The sequence below is a fragment of the Microbacterium sp. SLBN-154 genome (assembly GCF_006715565.1).
Taxonomy (GTDB): domain Bacteria; phylum Actinomycetota; class Actinomycetes; order Actinomycetales; family Microbacteriaceae; genus Microbacterium.
In genome coordinates, this window is record NZ_VFNL01000001.1 from 1,803,275 (window position 1) to 1,821,071 (window position 17,797).

A 17,797-nucleotide genomic window follows, 5' to 3' on the forward strand; every position below is an offset into this window, starting at 1 on the left:
GGTGCCCACCCCCGCTGTTCGGATCGACGCCATCGGCCGTAGAGTTCTCTGACTCTAAGTGTTCGGAGCGGGTGCGGGATCCGATTCGAAGTATTCTGTGAGCATGTCAGGTGGCCACCGTGAAGCCGACGGCCAGGCTCCATCGGAGCTGCTGTCGGCGCTGGAGATCATCGAATCCCAGCCGTTGGCCGAGCGTGCCGAGGCCTTCACCGCGATCCACGATGATCTCGCCCGACGCCTGGATCAGACCCTCGGCGCCGGCGATCCGGCGCACCGATGACCGATCGTCTCGACGCGGCTCTGGCTGCCCGAGGCCTGGCGCGCTCCCGCACGCACGCCGCCTCGCTGATCTCGGCGGGTGCGGTGCGAGTCGGGGGCATCGAGATCCGCAAGGCCTCCCATCGCGTCGCTGACGACGCGGTCATCGACGTCGCGGCGACCGATCATTACGTCAGCCGCGGTGCGGTCAAGCTCGTCGCGGCCCTCGACGCCTTCGACGTCGATCCCCGGGGGTCCATCGCGCTCGATCTCGGAGCGTCCACGGGCGGGTTCACGCAGGTGCTCCTCGAGCGAGGCGCCCGCACGGTGATCGCGGTCGACGTGGGTCACGGTCAGCTCGATGCGCGCATCCGCGCCGACACCGCAGTCGTCGTCGTGGAAGGCTTCAACGCGCGCGAGATGACCCGGGAGGACTGGGAGGCGTGGTCGGCGGGCACAACGGGCCCGGAGATCGTCGTCGGGGACCTGTCCTTCATCTCGCTGCGCCACATCCTTCCGGCGATCGCCCGTGTTGCGCCGACGTCGGCCGATGTCGTGCTGCTGGTCAAGCCACAGTTCGAGGTCGGGAGGACCGGGGTGAGGGAGGGGCTGGTGACGGACCCCTCCGCGCGTGCCGACGCGGTCGCCGGTGTGCTGTGGAGCGCCTGGGACAGCGGGTTCGGCACGGCAGGCGTCATCGCCTCACCCCTCCTCGGCGCGCGTGGCAACAGGGAGTTCCTCATCCACCTGCGACCGGGGGCGGGGCAAAACCCGACAGAATGGCTCGGGACCGTGAACGACGTGGCAGGGGAGCGATGACCGAGCCGGAGCGCAACATCCTCGTCGTCGCGCACGCACACCGGCCAGCGACGATCGACGCGGCGACCCGGGTGATCACGGCGCTCAACGCTGCCGGAGCCCGTCCCGTTCTTCCCGCCGACGACACGGCCGAGATGCGTCTGCTGACCGAGCGCCTCTTCCGCGCCGAGGAACCGGGGGCATCGCCCGCCCGGATCGGCCGGCTCGGCGATGACGTCGCGATCGACGACATCGAGCTGGCGATCGTCCTCGGCGGCGACGGTACGATCCTCCGCGCGGCCGAACTCGTCCGCGACGGCGGTGCACCGGTCCTCGGGATCAACATGGGCCACGTCGGCTTCCTCGCTGAGATCGAGCCGGATGACATGGACGATGCGGTCCGCATGGTCATCGCCCGCGACTATGAGGTCGAGGAGCGCCTCACCCTCTCCGTTCGGGTGAAGGACGCCTCGGGCGCTGTGGTCTACGACACGTGGGCGTTGAACGAGGCGACGGTGGAGAAGGCCAGCCGCCAGCGGATGCTCGAGGTCGTGATCGAAGTCGACGGGCGACCGCTGTCGAGTTTCGGATGCGACGGGGTGGTCGTGTCCACGCCGACCGGGTCGACGGCGTACAACTTCTCCGCCGGCGGCCCGATCATCTGGCCGACCGTGCAGGCGATCTCGGTCGTGCCGCTCTCGGCGCACGCTCTGTTCGCGCGGCCTCTCGTGGTCGGACCCGAGCACGCCGTGGCGATCGAGGTGCTCGACCGCACCGATGACACCGGCATCCTGTGGTGCGACGGACGTCGCTCCCACGACTTGCCCCCCGGGGCCCGTGTCGTGGTGCGACGCGCCACGCATCCGGTTCGGTTGGCTCGCCTTCATCCGGCAGCCTTCACCGACCGCCTGGTGCGCAAGTTCCGTCTGCCGGTCGAGGGCTGGCGGGGCCCGACCACCGCATCCGACCGCGAGCGATCATCATGATCGAGGAGATGCGCCTGCGCGGTCTCGGCGTCATCGCCGAGGCCACCCTGCCTCTCGGCCCCGGATTCACGGCGATCACCGGCGAGACCGGCGCCGGGAAGACCATGGTCGTCACCGGGCTCGGTCTGCTGCTCGGTCAGCGCGCCGATTCCTCGGTGGTGCGCGCGGGAAGCGGTCAGGCCGCAGTCGACGGGGTCTGGACGGTGCCGGCACGCGGCCCGGTCGCCGCCCGCGTCGAAGAGGCCGGGGGAGAGGTCGAACCTCTGGAGGACGATCGGGCCGAGCTGTTCCTCGGCCGCACCGTCACCAGCGAGGGGCGCAGCCGCGCGAGTGTCGGCGGCCGATCGGCCCCCGCCGGGGTCCTCGCCGACGTCGCCGACCATCTCGTCGTCGTGCACGGTCAGTCCGATCAGCTCCGCTTGCGCTCGACCGCGGCTCAGCGGGATGCCCTCGACCGCTTCGGCGGCGAGCCGGTGCGCTCCGCTCTCGCGGCGTACCGGGAGCTCTTCCACCGCCACCGGGCGCTCGATGAGGAGCTTCGTGCCCTTCTCGAGGCGCGCGAGACCCGCGCTCGGGAGGCCGACGACCTGAGGGCCGCCGTCGCCGAGATCGAGGAGGCCGATCCACACCCGGGGGAGGACGTCGAGCTCGCTGCGCGTGCGGAGCGCCTGGCCAACGCCGAGGAACTGCGGGTGGCGGCCGCCGCCGCGCACGACGCCCTCTCGAGCGATCTCGACGTGCCTGACGCCGCGACGCTGGTCGCGGAGGCCCGACAGGCGCTGGAGCGGGTGGATGATCCGGCGCTGCGCCCCCATGCCGACGAACTGGCCGACATCGGGTACCGGATCGTCGACGCCGCGACGGCGCTCTCGGCCTATCTCGCTGATCTCGACGAGTCCGGGCCTCGTGAGCTCGAGCAGGTGGAGGAGCGCCGAGCCGTTCTCGGGGCGCTCGTCCGTCGCCACGGCGCCCTCGACGAGGCGATCGCGTTCCTGGCGTCGGGATCGGCGCGGCTGATGGAGCTCGACGACGATGCCGACCGGGTCGCGCGCCTGTCACAGGATCGCGACGAGGCGGCCGCGGAGCTCGATGCCGCTGCGAGGACGCTGTCGGCGGCTCGGAGGGACGCCGCAGAGCGGCTGGGGCAGGCGGTGACGGCAGAGGTCCGCGCCCTGGCGATGCCGGACGCGCTGGTGCGGGTCGACGTCGCGGAGTCGTCGGCGACCGCCTCCGGCCGCGATGAGGTCACCTTCCTCCTTGCCGCCCACCCCGGGGCCGAGCCGCGGCCGGTGGCGCGCGGGGCCTCGGGGGGCGAGCTCAGTCGGGTGATGCTCGCGATCGAAGTGGTCATCGCAGGGACGGATCCCGTGCCCACCTTCGTCTTCGACGAGGTCGACGCGGGCATCGGCGGCGCCGCCGCCATCGAGGTCGGCCGTCGCCTCGCGGTGCTCGCCCGGTCGGCGCAGGTGATCGCGGTCACCCATCTCGCCCAGGTGGCGGCTTTCGCGGGCAACCATCTGACGGTGGAGAAGGCCAGCGACGGCTCGGTCACCGCCTCGAGCGTGCGGCGGCTGTCGGGCGCAGACCGGGAAGCCGAGATGGCGCGCCTGCTCTCGGGCATGCCCGATTCCGATGCGGCGTTGACCCACGCCAGAGAACTCCTCGAACTCGGCGCTGCGACCGCAGCGTCGCCACAACCGGCTGATAGGATCGAAGCCCGTGATGCAGACTCCTGAGGCGGGACCGAACGACGACACCACCAGACACATTTTCGTGACGGGCGGTGTCGTCTCTTCATTGGGCAAGGGGCTGACCGCCGCCAGTCTGGGAAACCTCCTCACCGCCCGAGGTCTGCGTGTGGTGATGCAGAAACTCGATCCGTATCTGAACGTCGATCCGGGCACGATGAACCCCTTCCAGCACGGTGAGGTGTTCGTGACGGATGACGGTGCCGAGACCGATCTGGATATCGGGCACTACGAGCGTTTCCTCGACATCGATCTCAGCCAGGCGGCCAACGTCACGACCGGGCAGATCTACTCCCAGGTCATCGCCCGCGAGCGCCGCGGGGAGTACCTCGGCGACACCGTGCAGGTGATCCCGCACATCACCGACGAGATCAAGCGCCGGATGCGTCTGCAGGCCAGTGAGGAGCCCCGACCCGACGTCATCATCACGGAGATCGGAGGAACCGTCGGCGACATCGAGTCGCAGCCGTTCATCGAATCGGCTCGGCAGATTCGACACGAGCTGGGGCGAGGCAATGTCTTCTTCGTGCACGTGTCGCTGGTGCCCTTCATGGGAGCCTCGGGAGAGCAGAAGACCAAGCCCACGCAGCACTCGGTGGCGGCACTGCGCTCCATCGGCATCCAGCCCGACGCCCTCGTCCTTCGAAGCGACCGCCCCGTCACCGAGGGCAACAAGCGCAAGATCGCGCTGATGTGCGACGTCGACGAGGACGCGGTCGTGAACGCCGTCGATGTGCCGAGCATCTACGACATCCCGACGATGCTGCACGAGCAGGGGCTGGACGCCTACATCGTCCGAGCCCTGGGCCTGGAGACCGCAGCCGACGTGGACTGGTCCCGGTGGGACAAGGTGCTGCAGGCGGTGCACAATCCCAAGCACGAGGTGACGATCGGCCTGGTCGGAAAGTACATCGACCTTCCCGACGCCTACCTCAGCGTCACCGAGGCGCTGAAGGCCGGCGGCTTCGCGCACGAGACGGATGTGACCATCCGATGGATCCCCTCCGACGACTGCCAGACGCCCGAGGGCGCGGCCAAGGCGCTCGGCGACCTCGACGGGATCATCGTTCCCGGCGGATTCGGCATCCGGGGGATCGAGGGCAAGCTCGGCGCGCTGCGGTTCGCCCGCGAACAGGGCATCCCGACGCTCGGACTCTGCCTGGGCCTGCAGTGCATGGTGATCGAGTACGCGCGCAACATCGCCGGTCTCGATGACGCCTCCTCGAGCGAGTTCGACCCTGAGACACCCCACCCCGTGATCGCGACGATGGCCGAGCAGGTCGACATCCTCGATCGCGGCGATCTCGGCGGAACCATGCGCCTGGGGCTGTACCCCGCGCAGCTGGCCGAGGGCTCCGTGGCCGCCGAGGTCTACCAGTCCGACCGCGTGCTCGAGCGGCACCGTCATCGCTACGAGGTCAACAACGCCTATCGCGCGCAGCTCGCCGAAGCGGGTCTGGTGTTCTCGGGGCTCTCGCCCGACCGCAACCTCGTCGAATACGTCGAGCTGCCTCGCGAGGTCCACCCGTACTACATCGCCACGCAGGCCCATCCGGAGCTGCGCTCCCGCCCCACAGAGCCGCATCCGCTCTTCCGTGGTCTCATCGGCGCCGCCCTCGACCGTCACCGCGCCAGCGAGCTGTTCGATGTCGACAATGGCTGAACCTGCGACCTCGGAGCGCCTCGGCGACGAACCGGTGACGCCTCACGTCGCCTCGGCAGAGCGGGTCTACACCGGCCGGGTGTGGAACGTGCAGCGCGACGTCGTCCGGTACGCAGGCGACGAGCTCGTCCGTGAGTACGTCGCGCACCCGGGCGCGGCCGCCGTGGTCGCGCTCGACGCCGAGGGCCGCATCATCGTCATCCAGCAGTACCGCCATCCCATCCGTCATCGCGACTGGGAGATCCCGGCAGGGCTCCTCGACGTCGAGGGTGAGCCGCCGCTGCAGACCGCGAAGCGAGAGCTCGCCGAGGAGGTCGACCTCGTCGCCGAGCGGTGGGAGCCGCTGGTGAGCATCTTCACCACCCCCGGCGGGAACGACGAGGTCGTGCACCTCTTCCTCGCCCGCGGGCTCTCCGCCGCCCCTGAGGTGCACGCCCGCGGTGAGGAGGAGGCCGACATCCGCGTGGAGTGGATCGCGCTCGCGGATGTCGTCGACGCCGTGATCGCCGGGCGGTTCCGCAACGGCATCCTCGCGACCGGCGCGCTCGCCGCCGCGGAGGTTCTCCGGCGCGAGCGCGCGGCAGGCTGAACGGCACGATGATCCTCACCGGCTGGCCGATACGATGACGCCGGATCGGGCGGTGAACGCCTACCTTCGCCATATCACCGTCGAGCGGGGGCTTTCCGAGCACACCGTCGCGGCGTATCGCCGTGATCTCGGCATCTACGGGGAGTGGCTCGGCCGGCGCGGCATCCGTGATCTCGGCGAGGTGACCCCCCAGCTGCTCGAGGACTTCGCGGCCGAGCGCGCACGCGATGTCCCCGCGCCGGCGCCAACCAGTCTCGCCCGGCTGCAGTCGTCGGTACGGGGTCTGCACCGCTTCCTCGTGCAGGAGGGACTCCAGGATGTCGACCCCGCCGGAACGCTGCGCCCACCGAAAGCCCCCCAGCGGTTGCCCAAGGCGCTGACCGTCGCGCAGGTGGAGCAGCTGCTGGATGCGGCGGGGCCGGCGCCCGGTGCCGCGCAGCCCGGTGACGAAGTGGGCCTCAGAGACCGCGCGCTCCTCGAACTGCTCTATGCCACCGGAGCGCGGGTGTCGGAGGCGGTCCAGCTCGATCTCGACGACGTCTCCCACCCGGCGGTGCTCCGCCTGCGAGGCAAAGGGGCCAAGGAACGCATCGTGCCGGTGGGGTCGTACGCTCAGGCGGCGCTCGGTGCGTACCTCACCCGCGCCCGCCCGGAGCTCTCGCGGCGCGGCCGGGCGACACCCCGGCTCTTCCTCGGTGTGCGCGGCGCGCCGCTGTCGCGTCAGAGCGCGTGGCTGGTGATCCAGCAGGCGGCGGAGCGGGCGAGACTGACCGCCCACGTCTCGCCCCACACTCTTCGGCACTCCTTCGCCACGCACCTGCTGCAGGGCGGTGCCGATGTGCGAGTGGTGCAGGAGCTCCTGGGTCACGCGTCGGTCACGACGACCCAGATCTACACCCATGTGAGCGTCGAGGCGCTGCGCGATGTCTACGCGACCAGCCATCCGCGCGCGCGGTGAGCCGTGATGGGTGAGCCTCCCGGGCACGGTGGCGCGCGTCGTTAGAATCGATCAGACATGTCGGAAGTCAGGAGAGTCGTGGCCGGTAGCACGCGGAGCGCGAAGAAGGCCGCTGTCAGCGACGTCCCGATCGGTCCCACCGGTCGGCCCTATCGCGGATTCCCGACCCCGCCCAAGCTCGACGGCCACGGGCCGGCGCGCATCATCTCGCTGTGCAACCAGAAGGGCGGGGTGGGAAAGACCACCACCACCATCAACCTCGCCGCGGCACTGGCCGGGTACGGTCGTCGCGTCCTGGCTGTGGACTTCGACCCCCAGGGTGCGCTGTCGGCGGGTCTCGGCATCCAGACCCACGAGATCCCGACGATCTACGACCTGCTCCTGGACACCAAGCGCGATCCCGCCGAGGTGATCGTGACCACCCGGGTCGAGAATCTCGATGTCCTCCCCGCCAACATCGACCTCTCGGCCGCCGAGGTCCACCTCGTCAACGAGGTCGCGCGCGAGACGACGCTGGCCCGCGTGCTGCGCAAGGTGTCGGCCGACTACGACGTCATCCTCGTGGACTGCCAGCCGTCCCTCGGCCTCCTCACGGTCAATGCGCTCACGGCGAGCCACGGCGTGCTCATCCCCCTCGAGTGCGAGTTCTTCGCCCTTCGCGGTGTGGCCCTCCTCATCGAAACCATCGACAAGGTGCGCGACCGGCTGAATCCGACGATCACGCTCGACGGAGTGCTCGCCACGATGTACGACTCCCGCACCCTCCACTCCCGCGAGGTGCTCGAGCGCGTCGTCGACGCCTTCGGCGACGAGGTGCTGGAGACGGTCATCGGACGCACCGTGAAATTCCCCGACGCCTCCGTCTCGGGAATGCCCATCACCGAGTTCGCGCCCGAGCACGCCGCGGCGCAGGCCTACCTGCGGCTCGCGCGGGAGCTGGTCGCGCGTGGCGCCGTCGCCTGACACCCCCGACGGGTCGCCCGCGGCGTCGGACGCGCCCGCCCGACAGGGAGACGGATTCCGCGTCTCGCTCAGCGTCTTCGACGGTCCTTTCGATCTTCTGCTCACCCTCATCTCCCAGCGGGAGCTCGACATCACCGAGGTCTCGCTCAGTGCGGTCACCGACGAATTCATCGCCTACCTGCGGCGGCTGGACCCCGATGAAGAGCTCGAGGAGGCCTCGGAGTTCCTCGTCGTCGCGGCGACCCTCCTGGACATGAAGGTCGCGGGACTCCTCCCGCAGGGAGAGCTCGTCGACGCCGAGTCGGTGGCGCTGCTGGAGGCCCGTGACCTCCTGTTCGCCCGGCTGCTGCAATACCGCGCGTTCAAGCAGGTGTCGAGCTGGTTCGCCGAGCGCCTGCACGCCGAGGATCACCGTCACGCTCGGGCCGTACGACTGGACGAACGCCACCGCGCGTCGACGCCCGAACTCGTCTGGACGCTCAGCGCCGCCGACTTCGCCGCGCTCGCCCTCCTCGCGCTGACCCCGAAGGAGATCCCCCAGGTGCGCCTGGATCATCTGCATGCGCCACTGGTCAGCATCCGCGAACAGGCGGCCGTCGTGGTGGCGCTCCTTCGCGGAGCGGGATCGCTGTCGTTCCGCGAGCTGATCGCGGGCGTCGATCAGCCCGGCGTGGTCGTCGCCCGATTCCTCTCCGTCCTCGAGCTGTTCCGCCACGCCGCTGTGTCATTCGAGCAGCTCGAACCGCTCGGCGAATTGACCCTGCGGTGGACCGCTGATCGCTGGAGCGACGAGAGTCTCGCCAGCTTGGGAGCCGACTATGACCGATGAGCAGACCCCGACCGATCCACTCCCGCCGGCCGAGACCCCACCGACGCCGACGCCGGCGTCGGTGGCACGGCAACTGGAAGCCATCCTGCTGGTGGTGGAGGAGCCGCAGAGCCTGGTGAGCCTCGCGACGGCGGTGGGTGCGCCTGTCGCCGCCGTCCGCCAGGCCGTCGAGGCGCTCGTCGCCGACTACGACGGTGACACGGGCGGTCCCCGCCGAGGCTTCGAGCTCCGCGAGGTCGGCGGCGGGTGGCGCCTGTACGTCCGCGCCGAGCACGATGACCTCGTGAGCGAGTTCGTCGGCGGCCAGGCGCCGGCACGACTGTCGCAGGCAGCCCTCGAGACCCTGGCGGTGATCGCCTACAAGCAGCCCGTCACCCGCGGCCAGGTCGCTGCGATCCGTGCGGTGAACGTCGACTCGGTCGTCCGCACCCTGCTCGCCCGCGGCCTCATCACCGAGGCCTTCACCGACCCCGACACCGGGGCGATCCACTACGAGACGACCGACGCGCTGCTGGTGAACCTGGGCATCAACACCCTCGACGACCTGCCGCCGATCTCCCCTCTGCTCGATGACGGCGCGGACGGTTTCGAGGACATCCGATGAGCGAGACCACCGAACCGGGAACCGAGGGCGTGCGCCTGCAGAAGGCGCTGGCGAACGCCGGCGTCGCATCGCGGCGCGTCGCCGAGCAGATGATCGTCGACGGGCGGGTGCGGGTCAACGGGCAGCCGGTGACCGAACTGGGCTCGCGCGTCGACCCCGACACCGACCTCATCGATGTCGACGGTGTCGCGGTGCAGCTGGATCAGTCCAAGCGGTACGTCATGCTCAACAAGCCGCGCGGGGTGGTGAGCTCTCTGAAGGACGACCGGGGGAGGCCCGACCTGCGGACCTTCACCGCGGCGTGGCCGGAGCGGCTGTACAACGTCGGCCGGCTCGACGCCGACACCAGCGGACTGCTCGTGCTGACGAACGACGGCGCACTCGCCCACGTTCTGGCGCATCCCTCCTTCGGCGTGACAAAGGTCTACGTCGCCAAGGTCGAAGGTCGCGTCACCGCGCAGACGGTCGCCCGACTCACCCGCGGAGTCGAGCTGGACGACGGCCCCATCGCCGCCGACAAGGCCCGTCTGCTGTCATCTTCTCCCGCGGAAGACGAATCCCTCGTCGAGCTCACCCTGCACTCGGGGCGCAACCGCATCGTCCGGCGCATGATGGCCGAGGTGGGGCATCCGGTCGTCGAGCTGGTCCGGCGGCAGTTCGGGCCCCTGCACCTGGGAACCCTCGCCGTGGGACAGGCGCGGGAGTTGACTACAGTGGAACGCGGTGCGCTTCTGACCCTGTCGCGCCAGGAGAACCCGTGACCCTCGAGAACAGCTCTGCCGCGCGCCCGGCCCCGCCGCTCGCGCCGCGGGTTCAGGGGACCGTCCGCATCGTCGGTTCGGGCCTGCTGGGGGCGAGCATCGGGCATGCTCTGAGCGCCATCGGCGTCGACGTCGCCCTCGACGACACCTCACCCTCGCAGTTGCGCCTGGCGATCGACTACGGCGCGGGGCGTGCGGCCCGCGACGACGATGATCCTGCGCTCATCGTCGTCGCCGTGCCCCCCGACGTGACGGCCGACGTCATCGAGCGGGAGCTGCGTCGCCACCCGCAGGCTGTGGTGACCGATGTCGCGAGCGTCAAGCTGCAGCCGCTTCGCACCCTTCGTGAGCGCGGTGTGGATCTGACCCACTACATCGGGTCGCACCCGCTGGCCGGACGAGAACGCGGGGGCGCGATCGCTGCTCGCGCCGACATCTTCGTGGGCAGGCCCTGGGTGGTCTGCCGGGACGAGGAGACCCCCTCCCGCGACCTCGCCGTCGTCGAGGCCCTTGCGCTGGATCTCGGTGCCACACCGCTGGAGATGACGCCCGAAGAGCACGACGCCGCCGTCGCGCTCATGTCGCACGTGCCGCAGCTGGTGGCGAGCCTGCTGGCCGCGCGCTTCGTCGATGCCCCCGACGGCTTCCTGCGCCTCGCCGGCCAGGGCGTCCGCGACACCACCCGCATCGCCGCCTCCGCCCCGGAGCTGTGGGTGCAGATCCTCGGCGCGAACGCCGCGCCCGTGGCATCCGTTCTCGACGCTGTCGCCGCCGACCTCGCCGACGTCGCCGGTGCCCTTCGCGCGCCCGAAGCGCCCGGCGCTCGCCGCTCGATCGCCGACACGATCCGTCGCGGCAACGAGGGCGTCGAGCGCCTGCCCGGCAAGCACGGCCAGAACCGACGGTTCGAGACCGTCGTCGTCATGGTCGATGACCGACCGGGCCAGCTCGGCCGACTCTTCGGCGACCTCGGAGAACTGCATGTGAACGTCGAAGACCTGCGGCTGGAGCATTCGCCGGGAGCGCTGTTCGGTCTCGCCGAAATCAGCGTCGTGCCCAGCGCCGTCCGCCCTGCGATCGCGGGGCTGGAGTCCCGCGGCTGGAAGATTGCGAGCACCACCCATGACTGATCCCCTCGTCGTCGCCATCGACGGCCCCGCGGGAAGCGGGAAATCCAGCGTCTCGAAGGAGGTGGCACGCCGCCTCGGCTTCGGCTACCTCGACACCGGCGCCGCCTATCGAGCGCTGGCCTGGCATGCGCTCGAGCATGGGGCCGATACGTCCGACGCAACCGCGGTGCTCGAGCTCGCCGGCGACTTCGACTACGACATCTCCCTCGACCCCGAGGACTACTGGGTCCGTGTTGGCGCGGTCGATGTCACCGCCGCGATCCGTGAGCAGCGCGTCACAGACGCCGTGAGCGGCGTCGCGCGGGTGGCGCCGGTCCGACGGTCCATCAACTCGCTCTTCCGCGCCCTCATCGCCTCGTCCGGCAGACCGGGGGTGGTCGTCGAAGGTCGCGACATCACCACGGTGGTCGCGCCTGATGCCCGGGTGCGCATCCTTCTCACCGCCGCGCCCGCGGTGCGCGCCGCACGCCGGTCAGCCGAGCTGCACACCGACGACACCGCGGCCGTCGCGGCGGCGCTCGAGCGGCGCGACACCTCCGACAGCACGGTCGTCGACTTCCTCACCGCCGCCCCCGGGGTGACGGTGGTCGATTCGACCGACCTCGATTTCTCACAGACCGTCGACGCCGTCCTCGGTGTCGTGCACTCGCTCGTGGAGACGGGAGTTCCCGATGTCCGATGACCTGCGTCCCACCGACGCCCCTTCCGACGACCAGGAGTACGCCGGGGGAGAGGACCACCTCGCCGAGACCCTCGCCGACCTCGACGACGACCTCGCCGAGCAGCGCGCGGCGACGCTCCGGGCGAGCCTGTCGGACTACGACCTCGAGGATGAGGATGCGGCGCTTCTGGCCGGCCTTCTCGACGATGGCGATGGGGTGGAATACCTCCCGGCCCTGCCGGTCGTGGCGATCGTCGGCCGGCCGAACGTCGGCAAGTCCGCGCTCGTGAACCGGATCCTCGGACGCCGCGAGGCCGTCGTCGAGGACACACCGGGGGTGACCCGCGACCGGGTGACCTACAAGGCGGAATGGATGGACCGACGCTTCTCGATCGTCGACACCGGTGGGTGGGAACCCGACGCCCGTGGCATCGATGCGTCTGTCGCCGCTCAGGCGGAGATCGCCATCGACCTCTGCGACGTCGTGATGTTCGTCGTCGACGCGATGGTGGGGGCGACCTCCACGGATGAGCACGTCGTGAAGCTGCTACGCAAGAGCGGGAAGCCCGTCTTCCTCGTCGCCAACAAGATCGATGATGCCCGGCAGGAGCCCGAGGCTGCAGCCCTGTGGAACCTCGGTCTGGGCGAGCCGCACCCCGTCTCGGCCATTCACGGCCGCGGCGTGGCGGACCTGCTCGACGAGATGATGAAGGTGCTGCCGGAGGTCTCCGCCGTCGCCAAGCAGGAGATCGGCGGTCCGCGCCGCGTGGCGATCCTCGGTCGACCGAACGTCGGCAAGTCGTCGCTGCTGAACAAGGCCGCCGGCGAGGAACGGGTCGTCGTCAACGAACTGGCGGGTACCACCCGTGACCCTGTCGACGAGGTCGTCGAGCTGGGCGGCAAGCTGTGGCGGTTCGTCGACACCGCCGGCATCCGTCGCCGAGTCCACCTCCAGCAGGGGGCGGACTTCTACGCGTCGCTGCGCACGTCGGCGGCGCTGGAGAAGGCCGAGGTCGCCGTCGTCGTGCTCGACGTCTCGGAGTCGCTCAGCGAGCAGGACGTCCGCATCATCGACCTCGTGCTCGAATCCGGACGGGCGCTCGTGCTCGCGTTCAACAAGTGGGATCGGCTGAACGATGCCGATCTCGAGAACGCCGATCGTCGCCGCTACCTCGAGCGCGAGATCGAGCAGGACCTCGCCCACGTCGCCTGGGCGCCGCGCGTGAACATCTCCGCGCGCACCGGGCGGCATCTGGACAAGCTCGTCCCGGCGCTGGAGACGGCGCTGGCGTCGTGGGACCAGCGCATCTCCACCGGAAAGTTCAACGCGTTCCTCTCCGAGCTCGTCGCCGAGCACCCGCATCCGCTTCGCGGGGGCAAGCAGCCTCGCATCCTGTTCGGCACGCAGGCGTCGACGCGTCCGCCGACCTTCGTCCTGTTCACCACCGGGTTCCTCGATCCCGGGTATCGCCGCTTCATCCAGCGCCGCCTCCGAGAGCTGTACGGCTTCGAGGGCACGCCGATCGTCCTCAACATGCGTGTGCGGGAGCGCCGCCAGCGCTGATGCGCCGTGACATCCGATGACGCGGCCGAGGCCCGGAGCTCCAGCGCTGTGACAGGCTGAATGCGTGACCATCGAACCCCCGGCCCCTGGTGAGCCGCGTCGCCCGAGCGGGCCGCGCGATCCGGGTGACGCGTGGGTCGTGGCGGAGTCCGGTGAGCGGTACTGGGGTCGTTTCGGCGCCGCCGGGCTGCTCGCGGTCGATCCGAAGCGTGGCGTGCTCCTGCAACATCGTGTCGGATGGAGTCATTTCGGCGGCACGTGGGGACTGCCCGGCGGAGCGAGGCACCAGGGGGAGGGAGCCACCGATGCTGCGCTGCGCGAAGCGCGAGAGGAAGCCGGTGTCCCTGCCGGGGCCGTCCGCCCCCGTTTCGTCAGCGTGCTCGACGTGGAGATCTGGACCTACACGACCGTCGTCGCCGAGGTGGTGGTGCCCTTCGAGCCCGTGATCGCCGATCCGGAGAGCCTGGAGCTCGGATGGGTCGGGGTGGATGAGGTCGAGGACTATCCGCTGCATCCCGGCTTCGGAGCGGCCTGGCCGTCGTTGCGGGAGAGCCTGCGGATACACCCCACCGTGATCGTCGACGTGGCCAACGTCGTGGGTGCGCTCGCCGACGGGTGGTGGCGCGATCGGGCGGGCGCGACGGATCGGATGCTCCGCCGCCTGCGCGATCTCGCCGACACCGGCGTCGACGCGCAGGCCCTCGGGCTCCGGGGCGACCTGTGGTTCCCGCGCATCGTCGGCGTGGTGGAGGGCGAGGCGCGGCGGGCGGAGGTGCCGGAGGGTCTGGAGGTCGTCCTCGCTCCTGCGGTGGGGGACGACGAGATCGTCACGACGGCGGCGACGGCGGTGGCTCGAGGAGAAGCGGTGACGGTCATCACGAGTGATCGCCAGCTCGCTGCGCGCGTGGGTGCGCTCGGTGCGACGACCCACGGTGCACGATGGCTGCTCGACCGTCTGCCGGATGGCGTGGGCGCGTAGTCAGCCGGTCGTATCGCGAACGGTGAGCGCGACGATCGCCGTGTCGGGTCGGGGGCGGGCGATCACCTCGAACCCCGCACCCTCGAAGACCGAGACGGTGCCGTGATACAGATCGTTGGCGCCGCGCCTCTTCACCTTCGGATCGAGGGGATAGCCCTCGATCACCCGCGCGCCCTGCGCCCGGGCGTGGGCGACGGCGGCATCGAGGAGATCCCGCATGAGGCCCTCGCCGCGATGCTCGCGTCGGATCGCGAAGCAGGTGACCGCCCAGACGGAGGAGTCATCGAGGGGCTCGCGGGAATGCGCGACGATCGCCCGGGTGCGTGCGATGCGCGTCTGGGCGGGGCGAGGGCCGACTCTGACCCAGCCCGCCGCCTCGCCGTCCCGATAGGCGATGAGGCCCGGCGCCACCGTGGCCGACAGGTCGTCGCGCAGCATCCGCTGTTTGTCCTGCGTGGTCAACGCGGCGAAATCCGAGGGACGGACCATCCACCACTGGCACAGGCAGCTCGGCCCGTCGCCGTGCGCGATGGCGTGCACGGCATCGTCGTGGCGGTCGGATGTGGCGGGCAGGATCTCGACGCTCATGGGGCGACGGTAGCGGCAGCCGTCGACATCCGCATCAGCGGTCAGCGCCCGCGCAGCCGATCGAGGTCGCGTCGTTCGCGCTTGGTCGGCCGTCCGGCGCCACGGTCGCGCACCGGAACCGAGCCGGCGAGCTCCCGCGGCGGCGGAGGCGGTGTGCGATCCTCGAAGGCGGATGCGGCGACCGCGGCGCCGACGCGCTTGGAGATCGTCTGGCGCACCACCAGGATCCGATCGAACCCTTGGATGCGCACACGCAGCTCGTCGCCGGGTTTGACCTGCACCGCGGCCTTGGCCCGCTCCCCGTTGACCCGGACATGCCCCGCACGACACGCCGTCGTCGCAGCGGAACGCGTCTTGTAGACGCGGATCGCCCAGAGCCAGGCATCGACGCGCGTGGAGCCCTCGGTCATCGTCGACCTCCGCGGGCGCCGGAGGTGAGGGCTCGCACCACGCCGAGCGCGATGAGACCCTGCCCGATCGTGTAGGTGAGCATGACCAGCGGGCCGGTGACGGCCGTCGGCGCACCGGGCCAGAACAGGTCGAAGGCGAGAATCGAGTCGGATGCGAGGAAGAACGCCCCGCCCACGGCGATCATCGTTCCCGCGCGGGAGGCGGCGACCGCGGTGCCGCCGAGGACGAGGCCGTAGACCGCCACGGGGAGCAGCAGCGCGCCCAGGTGCGGCCAGAGCGTCGCGAGAAGGGCTCCCCACCAGATGGCGTACACGACGGCCCACGGCGGCACCGGACTCCGCGCGAGAAAGCGCCAGAACAGCACGATGTAGGCCACGTGCGCCAGGCCGAAGCACAGCAGCATCATCGGGACGGTCGGGGCGAAGGGGAAGAACGTGCCCGCGCCGTCTCCGAGCCACGAGAGGCCGAGCGCGGTCAGGAGCAGGATGACGGGGGTGCGGGCGAGCGCTCCGCGGAGGGCCCAGGCGACGCCGACCGCCAGAAGAGGCATCAGGAGGAGCTTCGTCGGCGCGGCGACCGCGGAGGCGCCGAATGCCAGGGCTATGACGTGGACGGCCGCGACCAGGGCATACGGGGCGAACGGGAGCAGGAGGTGGCCGAGGGTCGTCGGGGGCGGGGGAGTCCGCGTCGAGGCCATGGAGGGAGAGTACCGGCCGCACCGGGCTCACGCGCGTTCGCGAGCGCTCCGACGAGCCGGTAGGATGGGGGAGTTGTCCGCGTTTCGGCGGGGACATCGGGATGTGGCGCAGCTTGGTAGCGCACTTGACTGGGGGTCAAGGGGTCGCAGGTTCAAATCCTGTCATCCCGACCGGAATGCGAAAGGGTCGGCCGGAAGGCCGGCCCTTTCGCGTTCCTCGGCGTGGTGTCTGGCGGGGTCCCCGCCGCCGGAGCGCGCGACCCGTCGATTTGTGCGGTCCGGATGCGGAGGGACCCGCACTTTCTGACGGGTCGGCGCACAAACGGGGGAGCGCACGCGCCCTCCCGGGCGCCGCCTCGCCGACGAGGGCCGCCTCGCCGACGAGTGCCGTTACGCCGCGCGATCAGCCTCGAGCGTCGGATAGTCGGTGTAGCCGCGCTCGTCGGGGCCGTAGACGGTGGCCTGGTCCACGGGGTTCTCCTCGGCGCCGCGTTCCCATCGCTCCACGATGTCGGGGTTCGCGATCGCCGGGCGGCCGACGGCCACGAGATCGGCGACGCCCTCCCCGACGGTGCGGATGGCCTCGTCGCGGGTCGTCACGCGACCGAAGCCGGTGTTGGCGATGAAGGTGCCGCCGAAGACCCGACGAAGCTCCTGCGGGAGATCGTCGGCGGGATTCTCGTGGAGGATGCTGAGGTACGCCAGCCCCAGGGGAGCGAGGCCCTCGACCAGAGCCAGGTAGGTGGCCCGGGTCTCCTCGGCGTCACGCTCCCACACGTCCTGGATGTTGTGCGCGGGCGAGATGCGGATGCCGACGCGCTCGCCGCCCACCTCCGCCGCAACGGCCCGCGCGACCTCGATCACGAACCGCGCGCGTGCCTCGGGCGAGCCGCCGTAGCCGTCCCGGCGTCGGTTCGACGCGGGGGAGAGGAACTCGTGGAGCAGATACCCGTTGGCGGCGTGCAGCTCGACCCCGTCGATCCCGGCGTCGACGGCGCGGCGCGCGGCGGCGACGAACTCGTCGCGCACCGTCTCGAGCTCGCCGGACTCGAGGGCGTGCGGCACCGGGAAGTCCACTTTCGATCCGTCGGCCAGTCGGGTCTGGCCCTCGATCGCGACCGCCGAGGGCGCGACGATGCGGGCGGTGCCGGTGATGCCGGTATGGGAGACGCGGCCCCCGTGCATCACCTGCATGAAGACGACGCCACCGGCGGCATGCACCGCCGCGGCCACGTTCGCCCACCCCTCGGACTGGGCGGTGGTGGCGATGCCCGGCTGACCCGGATAGGCCTTGGACTCCGCGCTCGGGAACACCCCCTCGGTGACCAGCAGTCCGAGACCGGCGCGCTGGGCGTAGTACTCGGCGGCCAGGTCGCCGGGCACACCGTTCTCGTCGGCCCGCAGACGTGTCATCGGCGCCAGCGAGAGGCGGTTCTGCACGGTGAAGGAGCCGACGGTGGTGGGTGAGAAGAGAGTCACGGGGGGATCGTCCTTTCGTCGACGGTGTTCCGGATGGACACCGTTCCGGGCGACCCAACCCTGTCCGCCCGCTCGCTATTCCCGAGTGGCGTCTTCCTGGTGGGATGTCAAGCCCGCGGCATCCGTCTGCC

The 17,797-nt window shown here is 70.6% G+C and carries 19 protein-coding genes and 1 tRNA gene; 16 read left to right on the plus strand and 4 right to left on the minus strand.

The genetic code is table 11. From position 1 onward, the window contains the following. Window positions 1-103: 103 nt before the first annotated feature. The 15 genes from FBY40_RS17455 to FBY40_RS08815 all read left to right on the plus strand — a co-directional run bounded on the left by FBY40_RS17455 (window position 104) and on the right by FBY40_RS08815 (window position 14,491). Window positions 104-280, plus strand: a complete 177-nt coding sequence (locus tag FBY40_RS17455; RefSeq protein WP_200829960.1) for a hypothetical protein — start codon at window positions 104-106, stop codon at window positions 278-280. Next, window positions 277-1,077 (plus strand): TlyA family RNA methyltransferase, encoded by an 801-nt coding sequence (locus tag FBY40_RS08750; protein ID WP_141938054.1) that lies wholly within the window; start codon window positions 277-279, stop codon window positions 1,075-1,077. The genes FBY40_RS17455 and FBY40_RS08750 overlap by 4 nt, the downstream gene beginning before the upstream one ends. Continuing rightward, window positions 1,074-2,042, plus strand: a complete 969-nt coding sequence (locus FBY40_RS08755) for an NAD kinase (protein ID WP_141938056.1) — start codon at window positions 1,074-1,076, stop codon at window positions 2,040-2,042. Before FBY40_RS08750 ends, FBY40_RS08755 begins: the two co-directional genes overlap by 4 nt. After that, window positions 2,039-3,778, plus strand: a complete 1,740-nt coding sequence (recN, locus tag FBY40_RS08760) for a DNA repair protein RecN (protein ID WP_141938058.1) — start codon at window positions 2,039-2,041, stop codon at window positions 3,776-3,778. Before FBY40_RS08755 ends, recN begins: the two co-directional genes overlap by 4 nt. Continuing rightward, window positions 3,765-5,453 carry a CTP synthase gene (locus FBY40_RS08765; protein ID WP_141940099.1) on the plus strand — a complete coding sequence of 563 codons (1,689 nt, stop codon included), beginning with the start codon at window positions 3,765-3,767 and terminating at the stop codon, window positions 5,451-5,453. Before recN ends, FBY40_RS08765 begins: the two co-directional genes overlap by 14 nt. After that, window positions 5,446-6,042, plus strand: coding sequence for an NUDIX domain-containing protein (locus FBY40_RS08770; protein ID WP_141938060.1), 597 nt, complete (start codon window positions 5,446-5,448; stop codon window positions 6,040-6,042). The genes FBY40_RS08765 and FBY40_RS08770 overlap by 8 nt, the downstream gene beginning before the upstream one ends. A 34-nt stretch (window positions 6,043-6,076) precedes the next feature. Next, window positions 6,077-7,000, plus strand: coding sequence for a site-specific tyrosine recombinase XerD (xerD, locus tag FBY40_RS08775; protein WP_141938062.1), 924 nt, complete (start codon window positions 6,077-6,079; stop codon window positions 6,998-7,000). 57 nt (window positions 7,001-7,057) lie between these two features. Further along, window positions 7,058-7,963 carry a ParA family protein gene (locus tag FBY40_RS08780; RefSeq protein ID WP_124292968.1) on the plus strand — a complete coding sequence of 302 codons (906 nt, stop codon included), beginning with the start codon at window positions 7,058-7,060 and terminating at the stop codon, window positions 7,961-7,963. After that, on the plus strand, window positions 7,947-8,792 hold the full coding sequence (locus tag FBY40_RS08785) for a segregation and condensation protein A (protein WP_141938064.1): 846 nt from the start codon (window positions 7,947-7,949) through the stop codon (window positions 8,790-8,792). The genes FBY40_RS08780 and FBY40_RS08785 overlap by 17 nt, the downstream gene beginning before the upstream one ends. Beyond that, window positions 8,782-9,396, plus strand: a complete 615-nt coding sequence (scpB, locus tag FBY40_RS08790) for an SMC-Scp complex subunit ScpB (protein ID WP_141938065.1) — start codon at window positions 8,782-8,784, stop codon at window positions 9,394-9,396. Before FBY40_RS08785 ends, scpB begins: the two co-directional genes overlap by 11 nt. Beyond that, window positions 9,393-10,157, plus strand: coding sequence for a pseudouridine synthase (locus FBY40_RS08795; RefSeq protein ID WP_141938067.1), 765 nt, complete (start codon window positions 9,393-9,395; stop codon window positions 10,155-10,157). Before scpB ends, FBY40_RS08795 begins: the two co-directional genes overlap by 4 nt. Continuing rightward, window positions 10,154-11,287: a prephenate dehydrogenase gene (locus tag FBY40_RS08800; protein ID WP_141938069.1), complete on the plus strand. Its 1,134-nt coding sequence runs from the start codon at window positions 10,154-10,156 to the stop codon at window positions 11,285-11,287. Before FBY40_RS08795 ends, FBY40_RS08800 begins: the two co-directional genes overlap by 4 nt. Then, complete coding sequence (gene cmk / locus FBY40_RS08805) at window positions 11,280-11,969, plus strand: (d)CMP kinase (RefSeq protein WP_141938071.1); 690 nt, start codon at window positions 11,280-11,282, stop codon at window positions 11,967-11,969. Before FBY40_RS08800 ends, cmk begins: the two co-directional genes overlap by 8 nt. Beyond that, a complete protein-coding gene (der, locus tag FBY40_RS08810; protein ID WP_141938073.1) occupies window positions 11,959-13,512 on the plus strand; it encodes a ribosome biogenesis GTPase Der in 1,554 nt (517 codons plus the stop codon). Before cmk ends, der begins: the two co-directional genes overlap by 11 nt. Window positions 13,513-13,576: 64 nt before the next feature. Beyond that, a complete protein-coding gene (locus tag FBY40_RS08815) occupies window positions 13,577-14,491 on the plus strand; it encodes an NUDIX domain-containing protein (protein WP_141938075.1) in 915 nt (304 codons plus the stop codon). Here FBY40_RS08815 and FBY40_RS08820 read toward each other — a convergent pair whose 3' ends face one another. From FBY40_RS08820 to FBY40_RS08830, 3 genes are read right to left on the minus strand one after another with little or no spacing between them, the layout of a single operon-like run. Beyond that, window positions 14,492-15,079 (minus strand): GNAT family N-acetyltransferase, encoded by a 588-nt coding sequence (locus FBY40_RS08820; RefSeq protein WP_141938077.1) that lies wholly within the window; start codon window positions 15,077-15,079, stop codon window positions 14,492-14,494. Between the two features lie 41 nt (window positions 15,080-15,120). After that, entirely contained in the window at window positions 15,121-15,489 is a 369-nt protein-coding gene (locus tag FBY40_RS08825; protein WP_124292976.1) for an RNA-binding S4 domain-containing protein, read from the minus strand. Further along, window positions 15,486-16,187, minus strand: a complete 702-nt coding sequence (locus FBY40_RS08830; RefSeq protein ID WP_141938079.1) for a lysoplasmalogenase — start codon at window positions 16,185-16,187, stop codon at window positions 15,486-15,488. The genes FBY40_RS08825 and FBY40_RS08830 overlap by 4 nt, the downstream gene beginning before the upstream one ends. 97 nt (window positions 16,188-16,284) lie before the next feature. Between FBY40_RS08830 and FBY40_RS08835 the strand changes: the two genes are divergently transcribed. Beyond that, a tRNA-Pro gene (locus FBY40_RS08835) sits at window positions 16,285-16,358 on the plus strand. Between the two features lie 219 nt (window positions 16,359-16,577). Here the strand turns inward: FBY40_RS08835 and FBY40_RS08840 are convergent. Further along, window positions 16,578-17,666, minus strand: a complete 1,089-nt coding sequence (locus FBY40_RS08840) for an oxidoreductase (RefSeq protein ID WP_141938080.1) — start codon at window positions 17,664-17,666, stop codon at window positions 16,578-16,580. Window positions 17,667-17,797 lie beyond the last annotated feature (131 nt).

Excerpts from the sequence above, each read along its gene's own strand:
- recN (WP_141938058.1), top strand. The coding sequence starts at position 2,039 with ATGATCGAGGAGATGCGCCTGCGCGGTCTCGGCGTCATCGCCGAGGCC.
- FBY40_RS08830 (WP_141938079.1), bottom strand. The coding sequence starts at position 16,187 with ATGGCCTCGACGCGGACTCCCCCGCCCCCGACGACCCTCGGCCACCTC.
- FBY40_RS08765 (WP_141940099.1), top strand. The coding sequence starts at position 3,765 with ATGCAGACTCCTGAGGCGGGACCGAACGACGACACCACCAGACACATT.
- xerD (WP_141938062.1), top strand. The coding sequence starts at position 6,077 with ATGACGCCGGATCGGGCGGTGAACGCCTACCTTCGCCATATCACCGTC.
- FBY40_RS17455 (WP_200829960.1), top strand. The coding sequence starts at position 104 with ATGTCAGGTGGCCACCGTGAAGCCGACGGCCAGGCTCCATCGGAGCTG.
- FBY40_RS08770 (WP_141938060.1), top strand. The coding sequence starts at position 5,446 with ATGGCTGAACCTGCGACCTCGGAGCGCCTCGGCGACGAACCGGTGACG.
- FBY40_RS08820 (WP_141938077.1), bottom strand. The coding sequence starts at position 15,079 with ATGAGCGTCGAGATCCTGCCCGCCACATCCGACCGCCACGACGATGCC.
- cmk (WP_141938071.1), top strand. The coding sequence starts at position 11,280 with ATGACTGATCCCCTCGTCGTCGCCATCGACGGCCCCGCGGGAAGCGGG.
- scpB (WP_141938065.1), top strand. The coding sequence starts at position 8,782 with ATGACCGATGAGCAGACCCCGACCGATCCACTCCCGCCGGCCGAGACC.
- FBY40_RS08750 (WP_141938054.1), top strand. The coding sequence starts at position 277 with ATGACCGATCGTCTCGACGCGGCTCTGGCTGCCCGAGGCCTGGCGCGC.
- FBY40_RS08825 (WP_124292976.1), bottom strand. The coding sequence starts at position 15,489 with ATGACCGAGGGCTCCACGCGCGTCGATGCCTGGCTCTGGGCGATCCGC.
- FBY40_RS08780 (WP_124292968.1), top strand. The coding sequence starts at position 7,058 with ATGTCGGAAGTCAGGAGAGTCGTGGCCGGTAGCACGCGGAGCGCGAAG.
- der (WP_141938073.1), top strand. The coding sequence starts at position 11,959 with ATGTCCGATGACCTGCGTCCCACCGACGCCCCTTCCGACGACCAGGAG.
- FBY40_RS08755 (WP_141938056.1), top strand. The coding sequence starts at position 1,074 with ATGACCGAGCCGGAGCGCAACATCCTCGTCGTCGCGCACGCACACCGG.
- FBY40_RS08795 (WP_141938067.1), top strand. The coding sequence starts at position 9,393 with ATGAGCGAGACCACCGAACCGGGAACCGAGGGCGTGCGCCTGCAGAAG.